A 16,346-nucleotide genomic window follows, 5' to 3' on the forward strand; every position below is an offset into this window, starting at 1 on the left:
AAACACTAAAAATGGTGTCATATTGATTTGTGTATCGCTTTGCTCGTCGATGAGCGCGAAGGGCAGAAAAAAGCCCCGTGATCACGGGGCTCTTTCTACGGCCAGAATCACTGGCGTTTGTCGATGACCCGGGCGGCCTTGCCTTCGGAACGCTTGAGGCTGTAGGGCGGCTGCAAAACGATACGTGAGCTGATGCCGATGTGATTTTTTATGTGCCGGCTCAGTTCGCTGCAGATGCTCCGTTGCTGTTCGTCCTGCAGATGCTGGTGCTCGTTCTTCAGTTCGACGTGGATATCGACGCTGTCGAGGTTGCCGTGGCGATACAGGTGGATCTCGTAGCAGGGCGCCAGTTGCTCGACTTTCAGCACTTGCTCCTCCACCTGGGTGGGAAACAGGTTGACCCCGCGAATGATCAGCATGTCGTCGCTGCGCCCGGTGATCTTGTCTATACGCCGCATGGGCCGCGCCGTGCCGGGCAGCAGCCGGGTCAGGTCGCGGGTGCGGTAGCGGATCATCGGCAGGGCTTCCTTGGTCAGCGAGGTGAGCACCAGTTCGCCCATTTCGCCGTCGGGCAGTACCTGGCCGCTGTGGGGATCGATGATCTCGGGATAGAAGTGGTCTTCCCAGAGGGTCGGGCCGTCGCGGGTCTCGGCGCATTCCATGGCCACCCCGGGGCCGATGATCTCCGACAGGCCGTAGATATCCAGGGCGCTGATGCCCAGGCGCTGCTCGATGGCGCTGCGCAGCTCGTCGGTCCAGGGCTCGGCGCCGAAGATCCCCAGGCGCAGGGCCAGGCGGTGCGGGTCGAGGCCCTGGCGTTCGATCTCGTCGGCCAGGTTGAGCATGTAGGAAGGCGTGACCATGATGATGTCCGGCTGGAAGTCCTTGAGCAGTTGCACCTGCTTTTCAGTCTGGCCGCCGGACATGGGGATCACCGTGCAGCCCAGGCGCTCGGCACCGTAGTGCGCCCCCAGGCCGCCGGTGAACAGGCCATAGCCGTAGGAGATCTGCACCTTGTCGCCGGGGCGGCCGCCGGCGGCACGGATCGACCGGGCCACCACCTGGGCCCAGGTGTCGATGTCGTTGCGGGTGTAGCCCACCACCGTGGGCTTGCCGGTGGTGCCGCTGGAGGCATGCAGGCGCACCACTTCCTGCATGGGCACGGCGAACATGCCGTAGGGGTAGTGGTCCCGCAGGTCGGCCTTGGTGGTGAAGGGCAGTTGCGCCAGGTCGTCGAGCTGGCGGATGTCCTGGGGATGGATGCCCAGGGCGTCGAAGCGCTGACGGTACAGCGGCACCTTGTGGTAGGCGTGATCCAGGCTCCAGCGCAGGCGTTGCAGCTGGTGCTGGCGCAGTTGGTCGATGCTGGCGGTTTCCAGCGGGTCCAGCGCTGTGGCGGGCACGCTTGTGGCAATGGGCATGGTCATGGTTTCACTCTGATTGTTGTTGTCGTGCTACCCGCTGGCCGGCGGGCGCTGAGTGCATGCTTGGGTTCTAGAGCCGTTCGATGACCAGGGCGATGCCCTGGCCGACACCAATGCACATGGTGCACAGGGCATAGCGGCCCTGGCGGCGCTCCAGCTCATGCAGGGCGGTGGTCACCAGGCGCGCGCCGCTCATGCCCAGGGGGTGGCCCAGGGCGATGGCGCCGCCATTGGGGTTGACCCGCGGATCGTCGTCCGCCAGGCCCAGCTCGCGCAGTACCGCCAGGCCCTGGGCGGCGAAGGCTTCGTTGAGTTCGATGACGTCCAGGTCGGCCAGGCTCAGGCGCGCCAGGTCCAGCACCTTGTGGGTGGCCGGCACCGGGCCGATGCCCATGATCCGCGGCTCGACCCCGGCGCTGGCCATGGCCAACACCCGGCCTCGGGGGCGCAGGTCGTGGCGCTCGGCCAGGGCCGGGCTGGCCAGCAGCAGGGCGCAGGCACCGTCGTTGAGACCCGAGGCGTTGCCGGCGGTGACGCTGCCGTCGCGGCGAAACGGCGTAGGCAACTGCTGCAATTGCTCAAGGGTGGTATCGGGCCGCGGATGCTCATCGAGGCTCACCTCGAGGGGGGCACCCTTGCGTTGCGCAATGCTCACCGCAACTATCTCCTCGGCCAGGCGCCCGCTGGCCTGGGCTGCCGCCGCGCGCTGCTGGCTGCGCAGGGCGAAGGCGTCCTGGTCGGCGCGGGAGATATTGAACTGCTCGGCGACGTTCTCTGCGGTTTGGGCCATGGAATCGGTGCCGTAGCGCTGGTGCAGCAAGGGGTTGATGAAGCGCCAGCCCAGGGTGCTGTCGTAGAGCTCGGTGTGGCGGGAAAAGGCGCTGTCGGCCTTGGCCAGCACCAGGGGCGCCCGGGACATGGACTCCACGCCACCGGCCAGGATCAGCCCGGCCTCGCCGCAACGGATGGCCCGCGCCGCGCTGCCGATGGCGTCCAGGCCTGAACCACAGAGGCGGTTGAGGGTGGTGGCGGGCACGGCGGTGGGCAACCCGGCCAGCAGGGCCGACATGCGCGCGACGTTGCGGTTGTCTTCGCCGGCCTGGTTGGCGCAGCCGTAGATCACATCGTCGACATCGCACCAGTCCACCTGCGGGTGGCGGCGCAACAGCTCACGCAAAGGCACGGCGCCGAGGTCGTCGGCGCGCACGCTGCTCAGGGCGCCCGCGTAGCGGCCAATGGGGGTACGCACGGCATCGATGATCAAGGCGTCATTCATGGTCGGTCTCCTGGGTCAGCAGCGTGCCGCGCACCTGGTAGGAGCGACCCTGGAACAGGGCGATCAGCTGTCCGTGCTGGTTTTCGATACGCACCGCGTAATGGCCGGTGCGGCCGCGGCGGTGCTGTTGATGACAATCGGCGGTCAGGGTGTCGCCCAACTGGGCTGGGGCCAGGTAGTCGATGCTGCAACCCAGTGCCACGGTGGCCTGGTCTTGGCTGTTGCAGGCAATGGCGAAAGCCGAATCGGCGAGGGTGAAGATCAGGCCGCCGTGGCAGGTGCCGTGGCCCTGCAACATTTCGGCGCTGATGCTCATGCCCAGGCGTGCGGCGCCGGGGGCCACCGAAAGCAGGCGCATGCCCAGGCCGTTGCTGGCCCGGTCGCGTTGGAACAGGTGCTGCCCGCAGCGGCGCGCCAGGTCCATGGATGCTTGTTCAGTCATGTAGGTTTCTCCCTTCGGCCACTCGCCGGCGCAGCAGCAGGGAAGGCCGGTAGCGGTCCTCGCCGTAGGCGCCTTGGAGGTTTTCCAATACCTGGAGCAGATGCCCGAGCCCCAGCCGTTCGGCCCAGGCCAGTGGGCCCAGCGGATAGTTGACCCCCAGGCGCATGGCCAGGTCGATGTCCGCCGCCGAGGCCACGCCCTGCAGCAGGGCATCGGCGGCCTCGTTGGCCAGCATGGCCACGGTGCGCAGTACCGCCAGGGCCGGGGTGTCGCTCAGGCGGCTGACCTGCAGGCCGGCCTGCTGCAACAAGGCCACGGCCTGATCCAGGGCGTGGGGCTGGATGCCGGCGTTGCAACTGATGGCCAGGCGCGTGGCCTGCTGGTAGTCGGCCGCCAGATCCAGCAGCACCAAGTTGCCCTGGCCGCTGTCCCGGGCGCGCTGGCTGGCCAGGCGCCCGTCGCTTGGCACCAGCACCGCATCGCCCACCCGCAGCAGGCCGGGGCCATCGCGTCGCAGCACCTGGATGCCGCGTTGCTCCAGGCGCTGGACCAGGGGCATGGCCCAGGCCAGGTCGCCTTCGAGCACGCAGTCACTGATCTTCGCGTTGCTGTGCAACTGCTGGATCGGCGGGCGTTGCGCGCCCTCGGCGTAGCTGTAGAAACCCTGGCCGCTCTTGCGTCCCAGGTGCCCGGCGGCCACCAGCTCCTGCTGGATCAGCGACGGCTGGAAGCGCGGGTCGGCGTAGTAGGCCTCGTAGATGGAGCAGGTCACGCGGTCGTTGATGTCCTGGCCGATCAGGTCGGTGAGTTCGAAGGTGCCCATGGCGAAGCCCCCGGCCTCGCGCAGCAGTGCGTCGAGGGTGGCGCAGTCCGCCGCGCCTTCCTGCAGCAGGCGCAGGCTTTCGCCATAGAAGGGTCGGGCCACGCGGTTGACGATAAAGCCTGGGGTGGAGCGTGCACGCACCGGTTGTTTGCCCCAGTCGAGCAGGGTCTGGTGCAGGCATTGCACGATGCCGGGGTCGCTGGCCAGGCCCGGCACCACTTCCACCAGGGCCATCAGCGGCGCCGGATTGAAGAAGTGCAGGCCCAGCAGCCGCTGCGGCCGACGCAGGCCGGCCGCCAGGGCGGTGATCGATAGCGATGAAGTGTTGCTGGCCAGAATGCAATCGTCGGTGCACAGGGCTTCGAGCTCGGCGAACAGTTGCTGCTTGGCCGCGAGGTTCTCGGCAATGGCCTCGATGACCAGCGCGCTGTCGCGCAGTTCATGCAGATGCTCCACCGGTTGCAGGCGGCCATGGATGGCCTGGCGCGAGGCTTCGTCGAGCCTGCCCTTGGCCACCTGCCGGGCCAGGCGCTGGTCGATCGTGGCCACCGCCCTGGCTGCCGCGCCTGGGCTCTGGTCCAGCAGCCGCACGGGGTGTCCGGCTTGCGCGACGACCTGGGCGATACCGGCGCCCATGGCCCCGGCGCCCACCACGGCGACCGCTGCGTTGCACTTGAGTGGGTCCATTTCAGCGCCCTCCGAACCGCGGTTGGCGTTTTTCCACAAAGGCCTCGACCCCTTCGCGGTAGTCCTCGCTGCGCCCGGCCAGGCGTTGCAGGTCGCGCTCCAGATCGAGCTGCTGGTCGAAGCTGTTGTGCAGGCTGGCATTGAGGCTGCGCTTGATCAGCGCCAGGCCGTAGGTGGGCTGGCTGGCCAGGTGCCGGGCCAGGGTCAGGGCTTCGTCTCGCAGCCGCTCATCGTCCACGCATTGATGGATCAGCCCCCATTGCTCGGCCTGTTCCGCGCTCAGGCGATTGCCCAGCAACGCCAGGGACTTGGCCCGGGCCATGCCCACCAGGCGTGGCAGCAGCCAGGTGCCGCCGCTGTCGGGAATCAGCCCGAGCTTGCAGAAGGCCTGGATAAAGCTCGCCGAGCGTGCCGCCAGCACCAGGTCGCAGGCCAGGGGCAGGTTGGCCCCGGCGCCGGCGGCCACGCCATTGACCGCGCAGATCACCGGCAGCGGCAGGTCGCGCAAGGCCCGCACCAGCGGGTTGTAGAACTGTTCGATGGAGTCGCCCAGATCCGGCGCTACCTCCCCGGCGGCGACGCTGCGCTCGCCCAGGTCCTGCCCGGCGCAGAAGCCGCGGCCTTCGCCGGTCAGCAACAACACCCGGACTTCGGGGTTGTTGCGCACCTGCTTGAGGGCGGCTTGCACTTCGCCGTGCATCTGCGCGGTGAAGCTGTTGAGCTGCTGGGGGCGATTGAGGCTGAGGAGGGCGACCCCCTCGCTGATGGAGAACAGGATGCTGGTGAAGTTCATGCTCGGGACGCTCCGTGCTGGGTCGAAGGGGCTTTACTGGCCTTTGAACTGTGGCTGGCGCTTGTTCTGGAAGGCGGCGATGCCTTCCTCGCGGTCCTGGGTGCCGGCCAGCAGGGTGAAGGCATGGCGTTCGAAGCGCAGGCCACTGGCCAGGTCGGTGTCCATGGCCTTGAGCAGTGCCTCCTTGGCCAGGCGCACCGCCAGCGGCGCCTTGCTGGCGATCAGCCTGGCCAGGTGCAGGGCGCGCTCGACCACCCGCTCCGGTTGGGTCACTTCGCTGACCAGCCCCGCACGCAAGGCGTGCTGGGCACCTATGGGTTCGCCGGTCAGGATCATCTGCATGGCCAGGGACTTGCCCACGCAGCGCGGCAGGCGTTGGGTGGCACCGGCACCGGGCATGATCCCGAGGTTGATTTCCGGCTGGCCAAAGCGTGCGTCCTCGCCAGCAATGATGATGTCGGCCTGCAGCGCCAGCTCGCAGCCACCGCCGAGGGCGAGGCCGTTGACCGCGGCCAGCAGCGGCTTGGCGAAACCACGGAGCTGTTCCCAGCAGCGCTGGCGCGGGTCGTTGAGGATGCCCACTAGATCCCGTTCGGCCATTTCCCGGAGGTCGGCGCCGGCGGCGAAGGCCTGGCGACTGCCGGTCAACACTACGGCGTGGGTTTGCGGGTCTTGCTGGGCTTCGTCCAGGGCTGTGGCCAACTCGGTGAGCAGGGCGGTGTTCAGTGCATTCAGCACTTCCGGGCGTTGCAGGGTGATCAGGCGGATACCGCCGTCCAGGGTTTCGACTGCAAGGTGCTGAGGCATGGTGGATGTCCTCGGAGGGGTGGCCGGTTACCGGCTCGATTGTTGGGTCGGCCGGGGCCGGTTGGCGCCGAGTATATCGCCAATGTGATACATAAAAACAAGATCATATTACAATTATTGTGTCTTAAATATTGCTCCGTCGAGAGGGGCAATTACTGGGTGAACTGCACAGAGTGGGCGATTTGTAGCGGTTACCCCTGTTTTATGGCGGCTGTCATGTGGTGCTGAGGTCGTACGGGATGGAGCAATGACCTTGTCTGCTACGAATAATCTGATACAGAATGACGAGAATTATCTTGTAGCAGGTTGTTCTGCTGCGACGATGGCCTTGCAGCTGCCTGCGGCGGATCAGCCATGGCAACCGGCGCCTCAGGCGCAAGACCCAGGCTCGTACAGGCCTGAAACCCGCTATATTCCTTCCTTTTTCCGGTATTTCCATGTCGTCCCTAGCGCCACTGAACCACCTGATCAAACGCTTCCAGGAGCAGACGCCGATCCGCGCCAGTTCGCTGATCATCACCCTCTATGGCGATGCCATCGAACCCCATGGCGGCACGGTCTGGCTGGGCAGCCTGATCCAGTTGCTGGAGCCCATGGGCATCAATGAGCGCTTGATCCGCACCTCGATCTTCCGCCTGAGCAAGGAGGGCTGGCTGAGCGCGGAAAAGGTCGGGCGGCGCAGCTATTACAGCCTGACCTTGAGCGGTCGGCGGCGTTTCGACAAAGCCTTCAAGCGGGTCTACAGCGCCGGAGTACCGGCCTGGGATGGCAGTTGGTGCCTGGTGATGCTGTCGCAACTGAACCCGGAGCTGCGCAAACAGGTACGCGAAGAGCTGGAGTGGCAAGGCTTTGGCGCGATTTCGCCGCTGCTGCTGGCGTGCCCGCGCAGCGATCGCGGCGATATCAACGCCAGCCTGGCGGAGCTCGGTGCCCAGGACGAGACCATTGTCTTCACCACCACCCCCGACGACGACGATGTACTGGGTTCCAGGGCCCTGCGCCTGCAGGTGCGCGAGAGTTGGAAGATCGACGAACTGGCCACCCATTACGCGGATTTCATCCAGCTGTTCCGGCCTTTGTGGCAAGCCCTGCGCGAGCAGGAGCAATTGCAGCCAGAAGATTGTTTCCTGGCTCGGCTGTTGTTGATCCATGAGTACCGCAAGTTGCTGTTGCGCGACCCGCAACTGCCGGACGAGTTGCTGCCCGGCGATTGGCAAGGGCGCGCGGCGCGTCAGCTGTGCCGCAATATCTACCGCCTGATCCAGGCCAGCGCCGAGCAGTGGCTGGCCACCACCCTGGAGAATGCCGATGGCCCGTTGCCGGATGTCGGTGAGGGCTACTACCGGCGTTTTGGCGGCTTGCTCTAGACGGTTTGGCAAATAAACATTGACCGGCCAATTTCACCTGTTCTAGGGTCGCGACAGCCCACAGTGCAACTAAGCTGGCAATGTTTCAGCGCGGTTGCAGTGGCATGACTGAATCTTCAAGTTCAGCTCAAGGGCAATAAGCAACGCATGGCCAGACACGGGCATTCGGTCTTGCAGGGAAAGCAGACAGATAAAGGACCTATCCATGAAATCGATCAGCCGCTTCGCAAAAAATTTGTGTCTTGGTGCCATGCTTAGTTGTGCCGGATTGGCCGGTGCTTCGCCACTTGTTCCGGCGCTGGGGCTGGCAAATGAACAGTTTGCCAAAACGCCCGGGCCCTACAGTGTGACCACCAATGCAGTGCTCAGTGACTGTCGCGGGCTGATGGGGGTATTGGCCAGGATCATGCTGCTGGATAACAGCATTCAATGTAATCAATCTTTTCCCTATGGGTTTTCCAGCCCAATTTCCACCAGCGTGTATTACCCGGCGAATATAAAGACCCTGGACAAGTTGCCGGTGATCAACTTCGTTGGCGGGATTCTCTCCAACCAGGGGCAATACACCGACTTGCTGCGCTTGTGGGCCAGCTACGGCTTTGTGGTGGTTGTCTCATCCGACTTCATCAATACCGCGCCAAGCATGCATGTGCTGGGAGCGCTGGAACTGAGCAAGCTCAATCAGGACCCGACTTCGCCGCTGTTCGGCAAGGTCGACCTGGCGCGCACCATAGTGGCAGGGCATTCGGCGGGAGGCGGCGCCTCGCTGCTGTCTTCCAGCTTGCCGGCCAACACCTTGAAGGGTATCGACCCGCAGCTGAACTTCATCGGTTCGCTGCCGATCGAGCCCGGCCCCATTGGCTTTGGCTCCACCGTCAGGACCCCGACCCTGGTGCTGACTGGTGCCGCGGACGTGGTGGTGCCGGCCTGGGCCTGGCCGCGGTTGTGGCAGGGCGGTTTGATCAAGACGGTGCCGGGCTGGAGCGCCACGGCCCATAACGCCACGCACTTCAGCCCGGTGCGCAGTGTGCCGGAAAACGAGTTTGCCGGTATCAGCACGGCCTGGATGCTGTATATCGGCAAGAATGACCCGGCGGCCAAGGACTACTTTGTCGGCGAAGACTACAAGTTGGCGAAAGACCCGCAGTTTATCCGCCTGCTGTTCAACCCGTTGCGGGTACAACGCAATGAAGTGGCGGATAATCTGTAATTAACCTGGTGCTGTTCGGGCCGGTGATACATAGGGGGCCGGCCCGAGAAACCTTCGCTTGAATGACCATGCTTGATGTGATCGATAAGCTCGGGTGTTTTATTCATCAAATATTCTTCCAGTGCTCCGTGCATATGCTTTATTGCCGACCCTAGAAGCCAGGACAGCATTTTCAGGTCAACTTGACCCTGGCTGAAACTGCAATGGCAATGTCACTGCATTGTTATTTGCAATGAATACTTTTCCTGCAGCCTTATCCCTTTCGCTGCAACTAAAAGGATTCAATGACTCATGCCCAGTCTTACCCGCAGGAAGCTCTTGCAGGCGGCCGCCATCGGTTCGTTCTTTTCATCCTTGCCGCCGGCTATTCGCCAGGCCCTGGCCATACCGGCGAACAACCGCACCGGAACCATCAAGGACGTTGAACATGTGGTGATTCTGATGCAGGAAAACCGCTCCTTCGATCATTACTTCGGCACCTTTCCCGGGGTGCGCGGTTTCAGCGACCGCATCACCATTCCGCTGCCCGGGCAGCGCCAAGTCTGGGAACAGCAGGGCAAGGGCCGCCTGGTGCTGCCGTATCACCTGGACAGCAGCAAGGGCAATGCCCAGCGGGTCAGCGGCACGCCCCATACCTGGGGCGATGCCCATGCCGCCTGGGCCAATGGCCGCATGACGGCCTGGCCGACCCACAAGACCAACACCTCCATGGGCTATTACCGCGAGCAGGAGCTGCCGTTCCAGTTCGCCCTGGCCAATACCTTCACCCTGTGCGACGCCTACCATTGCGCGGTGCACGCCGGCACCAACCCCAACCGGCTGTTTCTCTGGACCGGCAGCAATGGCCCGTCGGCGACCGGGGTGGCCGCGGTGGTCAACGAGTGGGATGGCCCGGGCCCGGCGAACGTCGGCTACAGCTGGAAGACTTACCCCGAACGCCTGGAGCAGCAGGGTGTGAGCTGGAAGGTCTACCAGCATCTGCCGGACAACTTCGGCGACAACCCCCTGGCCGGCTTTCGCCAGTACCGCGCCGCCAGCGTGCTGGTGGGCAACCCGGCCCAGCCACCGAAGGACTTCAACGCCTATGTGCCCTACAGCGATGCCTTGAATGCCGGCGCCCCGCTGTACAAGGGCAATGGCAATACCCTGCCGGCCAGCAGCGGCAGCAACCTGGAGGCGATCATTGGCGGCTTTCGCAGTGATGTGCAGGCCGGCAAGTTGCCCCAGGTCAGCTGGATTGTCGCGCCAGCGGCCTATTCCGAGCATCCCGGCCCGTCGAGCCCGGTACAGGGTGGGTGGTTTACCCAGGAAATCCTCCTGGCCCTGACCAACAACCCCGAGGTCTGGAGCAAGACCGTGCTGTTGCTGACCTACGATGAAAACGACGGTTTCTTCGACCACGTCCCTTCGCCGTCGGCCCCCTCGCTGCGGGCGGATGGCAGCTATGCCGGCAAGTCCAGCCTGGAGTTCGAGGCCGAGTTGTTCCACCATCCGGCACCGCCGGGATCGACCCAGCAGCCCAAGCCCGATAACGGCGTGTACGGGCCCGGGCCGCGGGTGCCGATGCTGGTGCTGTCGCCCTGGAGCCGGGGTGGCTGGGTCAACTCCCAGGTGTTCGACCACACCTCGGTGCTGCAATTTCTCGAGCAGCGCTTTGGCGTCAAGGAGCCCAATATCAGTGCCTGGCGGCGGGCGGTCTGTGGCGACCTGACCTCGGCCTTCAACTTCGTCGACCCCAACAACGAGCCATTGCCGGCGCTGCAGACCACCACTCGGCAAGCCGCCGACAGCCTGCGCCAGCGTCAGGAAAAACTCCTGCCGGTACCGCTGCCCGCCGCCGGCCGACAGCTGTTGCCGCAGCAGAAGCGTTTGGCACGACCTTCGCGGGCGCTACCGTATCGCCTGCATGTGGACAGCCGGGTCGATGCCAAGAACCGCAGCCTGTCGCTGAGCCTGCAGAACACCGGAGGGCAGGGCGCAGTGCTGCATGTCTACGATTGCCTGCACCTGAGCGAGATCCCGCGGCGCTACACCATCGAGGCCGGCAAGGCCCTGGAAGACAGTTGGCCGGTGCTGGAGCGCTACGAGCTCTGGGTGCTGGGCCCCAACGGTTTTCACCGCAGCTTTCATGGCCAGTTGCAACAGCGCCAGCCCGAGTTGCTGTTGACCTCCAGCCAGCATCAGTTGCAACTGACCTTGAGCAACCCGGCGGAACATGAGGTGTCGATCACCATCGAACGTTGCCCCTATACCCAGCAAGGGCCCTGGACGCTGGCGGTGCCAGCCGCTGGTGAAGTGCGCCAGGTGTTCCCCTGCCAGTCCAGTGGCGGCTGGTACGACCTGACATTGCGCAGCGATGGCGGCTGGTTGCGCAGGGTGGCCGGACGCCTGGAAAACGGCGCCCACAGCATCAGCGACCCGTTGATGGGCCAGCCGTGACAAGTCACTTGGCAGGAAGAGCGCGGACGGTTGTTTTCCAATAGCGGTAACAGCCGTTGGTGCTATAGACACGACAACCTGAACAACCCAGGCGAAGGCAGTAAAAGTTGTGCGGGAAGGGGAACTGAATAGCTTGCTTAGTTGTTGCTCATGAATAACGGATCACCCACTGGGGTGATCCGTTAACAGCATCACTTACTTGGGCATGGCCCAGGACTGCAAGATGTAGCCATCTTCGCTCAGTTCAGCGCGGGCTTGCTTGAGCAGGTCTTCCAGCTGGGCTGGATCGGAGTAGGCACTGCTAGGAATCTGGGTGTGACCGATGCGTGTGCTGGTACGGTCGATAACCGTAAGGCTCAGCTCGCCGTTCCCGTCCTGTGGGGCCCAGGCCACGCATTGAAAAGGCTTGAATGCGCGGTCGGCGATCAAAAGTGCTTCGTTGATACGGAGCGGGGCGTTCATGGGGTGTTCTCTCTATGTGCCCAATCAAATGATGTGCCGTCGGTTGGGCTTACCGTTCGGCTGTTCATGTGTACTGATGCACCGAGGTAGGGATCGGGTCACAAGGAAAAACAAGTTTTTACAACTTTCGGGTACAAGGCCCGTGGCAGAGCCCTTAGTTGCGGGGGTTGAGAAAAAATACTGCGACAATCGGTCGCTCGAGCCGGCGCCGCGTGGCCAACTTAGTTCCTTTGGCAATCGCCGCTATAAGCAATCGATACATACAGGTGTCAAGTTCTTGCTAATGTTACAGCCAGGTTTTCCAAACCACTGTTTCTAATAACGTTTCAGCTATTTGCCGGCAAGGAACAGTCATGCTCGAAGCCCCCGTGCAGCGCCGTTTGCTGGTGGTCGATCCCTGTGACGATTGTCATCGCCTGTTGCCCGGCTTGCGCACCATAGGCTGGGATGTCGACAGTTGTGACTTGGATTCGGCCCGGGAGCGCTCATGTGACGTGGGCCTGTTGCGCCTGCAACCTTTTCATCTGGAACGCCCGGAAGCGGTCAAGGACCTGATCAGCCATAGCGGCACCGAGTGGATTGCGGTGTTGAGCCAGGAAGTGCTGCGTCTGCAAAAGGTCGGCGATTTCGTCTGCGAATGGTTTTTCGATTTCCATACCTTGCCGTTCGATGTGTCCCGGGTACAGGTGACACTGGGCCGGGCCTTCGGCATGGCGCGGTTGCGCGGGCAGGGCTCGATCCATGTCGATCAGCCCGAGCATGAGCTGCTGGGCGACAGCCGCTCGATCCGCGAGTTGCGCAAACTGCTGAGCAAGCTGGCGCCCACCGAGTCACCGGTGCTGATCCGCGGCGAAAGCGGGACCGGCAAGGAGTTGGTGGCGCGCACCCTGCATCGCCAGTCACAGCGTCACAGCAAGCCTTTTATCGCGATCAATTGCGGGGCGATTCCCGAGCACCTGATCCAGTCCGAGCTGTTCGGCCATGAGAAAGGCGCCTTTACCGGTGCCCATCAGCGCAAGGTCGGGCGCATCGAGGCGGCCCATGGCGGCACCCTGTTTCTCGATGAAATCGGTGACCTGCCGTTGGAACTGCAGGCCAACCTGCTGCGCTTCCTCCAGGAAAAACACATCGAGCGGGTGGGCGGCAGCCAGCCGATCCCGGTGGATGTGCGGGTGCTGGCGGCGACCCACGTCGACCTGGAGAGCGCCATTGTCAGCGGACGCTTCCGGGAAGACCTGTACTACCGGCTCAATGTGCTGCAGGTGATCACCGCACCACTGCGTGAACGCCACGGCGACTTGGGGATGCTGGCCAGCCACTTTGCGCATTTCTACAGCCAGGAAACCGGCCGCCGTCCCCGCAGTTTCAGCGAGGACGCCCTGGTGGCCATGGGCAAGCATGACTGGCCGGGCAATGTCCGCGAGCTGGCCAACCGGGTGCGCCGTGGCCTGGTACTGGCTGAGGGGCGGCAGATCCAGGCCCACGACCTGGGCTTGCAGGGCCAGACGTCCCAGGGCGCACCCATGGGCACCCTGGAAGACTACAAGCACCGCGCCGAACACCAGGCGCTGTGCGACGTGCTCAATCGGCACAGCGACAACCTGAGCATGGCGGCACGGGTGCTGGGCGTCTCGCGGCCGACCTTCTACCGATTGCTGCACAAGCACCAGATCCGCTAGGGCGGGGAACAAGGCCAGGGCCCGCGACGATTGGGGAATCGTCGCGGGCCCTGGCCTTTGTGGGGTGAGGTTAGAAGTAGTAGGGGAATTTCAGGCTGAAGGTGAAGTCCGGTGCGTCCTGGGTCATGCCCAGGGACAGGTTCGGCACTATGGTCAGGTTGTTGGTGGCGGCAATGGTCATGCCGACGTTGAAGTAGGCGGCGTTGGCGTCGCTGGACACCACCGATTGCCAGTCCTCGCCATTACGTTTGAGCTTGCTCTTGCGCTGAATCTGGTCGGATACCGAGAACGCCATGCTCATTTTCTCGTTCAGGGCAAAGGCTACGCCAGCGCCAATCTGGAAGCTGTCACCCAGCTTGACCTTGCCAGGAGTCTTCTCGCCGAGGTTGGAGCTGATATCGCCGAAGGATTCCTCCAGGTTGTGGGTATAGGACAGGCTGCCGAACAGCACGGCCGGGTCGAAAGTCTTGACCAGCGAGATACCGGGGGTGACGGACCAGACCCCATTACCCGTCGGCAGGCTTTCAGGCACCACTAGGCTGTTGCTCTTGGGAGACTGGACGAATTTGATGCCGAAAGGGTCTTTACCCGTAGGAGCCTTTACTCGCAGGCTGACTACGGCATCAGGCAGGCTATCGGACTCATCCAGGAACTTGTAGGCAACCCCAAAGTTGACATCGCCTAATGTCGGATCGCGAGTGACGGATTCTTCGACGGTGTTTTGAGCACCACCGTTGTTGCCACCACCAGACTGATAAATGGATTCGCGATAGATCACTGGCGCATTTATATCGAATTGCCAGCGGTTATTGAGGTTGTAGCGGGCGGTCAGGTCCAGGGTCCAGGTATCGGATTTGATCCGGTCCAGGTTGATATTGCCCAGCAGGATCGAGTCCAGGGCCAGGAAGCCGTTGAGGGTCAGTTGACGGGTATCGTAGCGGGCATAAGTCAGGCCCGTTTCAAAGCTGAACTTGCCACCACCGAAGAAGCCGCTGGCCTCGTCATAAAGGTTGGTCACACTCTGGGCAGGCGTCGAGTCATCCTTGAGCGACTGCCCATAACTGGCTCCTCCCGCAGCTCCACCAGAGGCTGCCGCAGCGCCTCTGCCGGCCACTTGCGGATTGCCCTTGAGATCTGAAGGCGACTTCGCCAGTCGCCTGGGCGCCGGGGTGGCAGGTTGATCCTCGACCTGGCGAACCCTTTGCTCCAACACTGCCAGCGCCTTCTGCTGCACTTCGTAACGTTGCTTCAGCTCCAGAAGTTCTCGTTTCAGGGTCTCTACATCCGCGTCAGGCGCTGCTTGCAGCACCGCCGCCGGAAAAAGAGTGCTCAAACACACTACCGCGCGCAGTGAAACCGATCGATACATGAAATAAACCGTCCCTTGTGAACCCCAATGGTCGAAATCAGCCTAGTTCAATATTTCAAATTGCGTAGTCCATTTAGCGTGGTCAGGTTGCAGTCCAGCGCGCCGGTGCTGGGACCATTGTTTTTCAGCACCACATTGAGTTGGGTCAGGTTGTTGATCAGGTTACTGTTGCCCAGCAGCCGGGTGTTCTGCAGTACGTTTCCTTGAGCCACCTGCTGCAAGGTATTGCCTTGATTGGCGCTGGCCTGGATGGCCATCTGGATACCGCCGCTGGTGGCGGAAACCGCAACGCTGCCGGCGCCATTGCTGTCGGTGATGGTCTGGCCGCTGAGCAGGGCCTGGCCTGGGTTGGTGACCAGAGCAGGGGCCTGATTGGCCTCGCTGACATTGATGCTGACATTGTTATAGGCGCTGTTGCCGTCGCCGGCCGCGCGCACCACCTGGGTCACGCCTTGGCCGGTGCCCAGGCCGGCGCCGCCGATCACATTGCCTGTGCCCAAGGAGGGGGTAGTACCGTTGCCCTTCTGGTTGAGGGTGGTGACATAGAACTGTGGGGTGACGGTGGCTTGTTGAAGTTGCAGGCTGCTGGTAGCGCCGATCAGATCGCCGCTGGCATTGCGCCAGGTACTGCTCATGACCAGGCCGAAGCTGATGATTCGCCCGGGCATCACGTAGCGGCCCCGCAGTTGCGAAAGTTCCTGGTCCTGAACTTCTATGGGTTTGAAACCAGCATGAGCTGGAAGAGCTGCTGCCAGGCAGGCAGCGGCCAGCCAGTATGAAGTCTTCATCTGCTGCTCCCGGAGCCTCCAGCTCCCTAGTCGTTTGGCGTCTTTCTAGAAGAAGTCGCTCTGGATGAAACCGAAATCCATCAGTTCCGCATCTTTGACCGGGTAGAAGGTGTCGAGCTTGTTTTTCGCGGTCAGTGGTTCTGGTGGGTCGAGCAAGGCATTGGCCTTGTCATAGCCGGGGCCGATGATGGCGAACACGATGCCATTCCAGCCTTTGACGAAATCTTCATGGGTGTAGCGTTTGTGGCCCAGCACCGGATCACCGATATACACCCAGTCTTTCTGGGCGCGCTGCAGCACCACGAAGTGCTTGTAGCCACGAATCTCCATCAGCACCACCACCGGAATGGTGACGGCTTCGAGCTTGTCCGGAGGAATCCGGTAGCCCCTGGCGCGCATACCGATGCTTTCCGCGTAGCGTTTCATGTCGAGCATCGAGAAACCCTGGGTCTGGACCAGCTTCTGGTCCGACTGCAACAGCATGCCCTTGATGATCTGTTCTTCATTGACATCCAGCCAGTAGGCCTGGCGCAGGATGGTCGCCAGTGCGGCAGCGCCGCAGCTGAAGTCGGTTTTCTGTTCGACGATGTCAGCGAATTTACGCTCACGCACACTTTGCACTTTCTTGAAGATCAGGCCTCCGTCGGGAAGCCCGGCAACCGCCATCTGTGCCGCGTGCACGGGGCCAAACAGGCCAAGCAGGAGAACAAGGATTGCAGTACGCATGATCGTTACGCCTGGAGAGACTGTGGAAAAGCCCCGTTTCCGGGGCTTTCGTTA

Annotated in this window: 14 protein-coding genes; 4 read left to right on the plus strand and 10 right to left on the minus strand. The window is 62.9% G+C overall.

What is annotated here, in order from left to right; all coding sequences use genetic code 11:
• Positions 1-107: 107 nt before the first annotated feature.
• From paaK to paaF, 6 genes are all read right to left on the minus strand, one after another.
• Complete coding sequence (paaK, locus tag J4P02_RS00630; protein WP_426186556.1) at positions 108-1,427, minus strand: phenylacetate--CoA ligase PaaK; 1,320 nt, start codon at positions 1,425-1,427, stop codon at positions 108-110.
• Positions 1,428-1,494: 67 nt separating this feature from the next.
• On the minus strand, positions 1,495-2,700 hold the full coding sequence (pcaF, locus tag J4P02_RS00635; protein ID WP_426186559.1) for a 3-oxoadipyl-CoA thiolase: 1,206 nt from the start codon (positions 2,698-2,700) through the stop codon (positions 1,495-1,497).
• Positions 2,693-3,142 (minus strand): hydroxyphenylacetyl-CoA thioesterase PaaI, encoded by a 450-nt coding sequence (gene paaI / locus J4P02_RS00640; protein WP_426186562.1) that lies wholly within the window; start codon positions 3,140-3,142, stop codon positions 2,693-2,695. Before paaI ends, pcaF begins: the two co-directional genes overlap by 8 nt.
• Positions 3,135-4,652, minus strand: a complete 1,518-nt coding sequence (gene paaH / locus J4P02_RS00645) for a 3-hydroxyacyl-CoA dehydrogenase PaaH (RefSeq protein WP_426186565.1) — start codon at positions 4,650-4,652, stop codon at positions 3,135-3,137. The genes paaI and paaH overlap by 8 nt, the downstream gene beginning before the upstream one ends.
• A 1-nt stretch (position 4,653) precedes the next feature.
• A complete protein-coding gene (paaG, locus tag J4P02_RS00650) occupies positions 4,654-5,445 on the minus strand; it encodes a 2-(1,2-epoxy-1,2-dihydrophenyl)acetyl-CoA isomerase PaaG (protein ID WP_426186568.1) in 792 nt (263 codons plus the stop codon).
• Positions 5,446-5,478: 33 nt separating this feature from the next.
• Positions 5,479-6,252, minus strand: a complete 774-nt coding sequence (gene paaF / locus J4P02_RS00655; RefSeq protein WP_426186571.1) for a 2,3-dehydroadipyl-CoA hydratase PaaF — start codon at positions 6,250-6,252, stop codon at positions 5,479-5,481.
• Positions 6,253-6,689: 437 nt separating this feature from the next.
• Between paaF and paaX the strand changes: the two genes are divergently transcribed.
• The 3 genes from paaX (at position 6,690) to J4P02_RS00670 (ending at position 11,268) form a co-directional block, all read left to right on the plus strand.
• Complete coding sequence (gene paaX, locus J4P02_RS00660; RefSeq protein ID WP_426186574.1) at positions 6,690-7,619, plus strand: phenylacetic acid degradation operon negative regulatory protein PaaX; 930 nt, start codon at positions 6,690-6,692, stop codon at positions 7,617-7,619.
• A 205-nt stretch (positions 7,620-7,824) separates the two neighbouring features.
• Positions 7,825-8,829 carry an adenylate cyclase gene (locus tag J4P02_RS00665; RefSeq protein WP_426186577.1) on the plus strand — a complete coding sequence of 335 codons (1,005 nt, stop codon included), beginning with the start codon at positions 7,825-7,827 and terminating at the stop codon, positions 8,827-8,829.
• Between the two features lie 291 nt (positions 8,830-9,120).
• Positions 9,121-11,268 (plus strand): phosphocholine-specific phospholipase C, encoded by a 2,148-nt coding sequence (locus J4P02_RS00670; RefSeq protein WP_426186579.1) that lies wholly within the window; start codon positions 9,121-9,123, stop codon positions 11,266-11,268.
• A gap of 195 nt (positions 11,269-11,463) precedes the next feature.
• Here J4P02_RS00670 and J4P02_RS00675 read toward each other — a convergent pair whose 3' ends face one another.
• Entirely contained in the window at positions 11,464-11,730 is a 267-nt protein-coding gene (locus J4P02_RS00675; RefSeq protein WP_426186582.1) for a hypothetical protein, read from the minus strand.
• A 353-nt stretch (positions 11,731-12,083) separates the two neighbouring features.
• Between J4P02_RS00675 and J4P02_RS00680 the strand changes: the two genes are divergently transcribed.
• Entirely contained in the window at positions 12,084-13,409 is a 1,326-nt protein-coding gene (locus tag J4P02_RS00680; protein ID WP_426186585.1) for a sigma 54-interacting transcriptional regulator, read from the plus strand.
• Between the two features lie 70 nt (positions 13,410-13,479).
• On the opposite strand, the gene J4P02_RS00685 is transcribed toward J4P02_RS00680, so the two are convergent.
• Genes J4P02_RS00685 through J4P02_RS00695 form a run of 3 tightly spaced genes read right to left on the minus strand, consistent with a single transcriptional unit; the run spans position 13,480 to position 16,292 of the window.
• Positions 13,480-14,778 carry a hypothetical protein gene (locus tag J4P02_RS00685; RefSeq protein ID WP_426186588.1) on the minus strand — a complete coding sequence of 433 codons (1,299 nt, stop codon included), beginning with the start codon at positions 14,776-14,778 and terminating at the stop codon, positions 13,480-13,482.
• 47 nt (positions 14,779-14,825) lie between these two features.
• On the minus strand, positions 14,826-15,566 hold the full coding sequence (locus J4P02_RS00690) for a hypothetical protein (protein ID WP_426186591.1): 741 nt from the start codon (positions 15,564-15,566) through the stop codon (positions 14,826-14,828).
• Between the two features lie 45 nt (positions 15,567-15,611).
• A complete protein-coding gene (locus J4P02_RS00695) occupies positions 15,612-16,292 on the minus strand; it encodes a C39 family peptidase (RefSeq protein WP_426186594.1) in 681 nt (226 codons plus the stop codon).
• Positions 16,293-16,346 lie beyond the last annotated feature (54 nt).

The organism is Pseudomonas sp. NFXW11, assembly GCF_049887815.1.
Lineage (GTDB): Bacteria > Pseudomonadota > Gammaproteobacteria > Pseudomonadales > Pseudomonadaceae > Aquipseudomonas.

Excerpts from the sequence above, each read along its gene's own strand:
- paaI (WP_426186562.1), bottom strand. The coding sequence starts at position 3,142 with ATGACTGAACAAGCATCCATGGACCTGGCGCGCCGCTGCGGGCAGCAC.
- J4P02_RS00695 (WP_426186594.1), bottom strand. The coding sequence starts at position 16,292 with ATGCGTACTGCAATCCTTGTTCTCCTGCTTGGCCTGTTTGGCCCCGTG.
- pcaF (WP_426186559.1), bottom strand. The coding sequence starts at position 2,700 with ATGAATGACGCCTTGATCATCGATGCCGTGCGTACCCCCATTGGCCGC.
- paaF (WP_426186571.1), bottom strand. The coding sequence starts at position 6,252 with ATGCCTCAGCACCTTGCAGTCGAAACCCTGGACGGCGGTATCCGCCTG.
- paaX (WP_426186574.1), top strand. The coding sequence starts at position 6,690 with ATGTCGTCCCTAGCGCCACTGAACCACCTGATCAAACGCTTCCAGGAG.
- J4P02_RS00690 (WP_426186591.1), bottom strand. The coding sequence starts at position 15,566 with ATGAAGACTTCATACTGGCTGGCCGCTGCCTGCCTGGCAGCAGCTCTT.
- J4P02_RS00665 (WP_426186577.1), top strand. The coding sequence starts at position 7,825 with ATGAAATCGATCAGCCGCTTCGCAAAAAATTTGTGTCTTGGTGCCATG.
- J4P02_RS00680 (WP_426186585.1), top strand. The coding sequence starts at position 12,084 with ATGCTCGAAGCCCCCGTGCAGCGCCGTTTGCTGGTGGTCGATCCCTGT.
- paaK (WP_426186556.1), bottom strand. The coding sequence starts at position 1,427 with ATGACCATGCCCATTGCCACAAGCGTGCCCGCCACAGCGCTGGACCCG.
- J4P02_RS00670 (WP_426186579.1), top strand. The coding sequence starts at position 9,121 with ATGCCCAGTCTTACCCGCAGGAAGCTCTTGCAGGCGGCCGCCATCGGT.
- J4P02_RS00675 (WP_426186582.1), bottom strand. The coding sequence starts at position 11,730 with ATGAACGCCCCGCTCCGTATCAACGAAGCACTTTTGATCGCCGACCGC.
- paaG (WP_426186568.1), bottom strand. The coding sequence starts at position 5,445 with ATGAACTTCACCAGCATCCTGTTCTCCATCAGCGAGGGGGTCGCCCTC.
- paaH (WP_426186565.1), bottom strand. The coding sequence starts at position 4,652 with ATGGACCCACTCAAGTGCAACGCAGCGGTCGCCGTGGTGGGCGCCGGG.
- J4P02_RS00685 (WP_426186588.1), bottom strand. The coding sequence starts at position 14,778 with ATGTATCGATCGGTTTCACTGCGCGCGGTAGTGTGTTTGAGCACTCTT.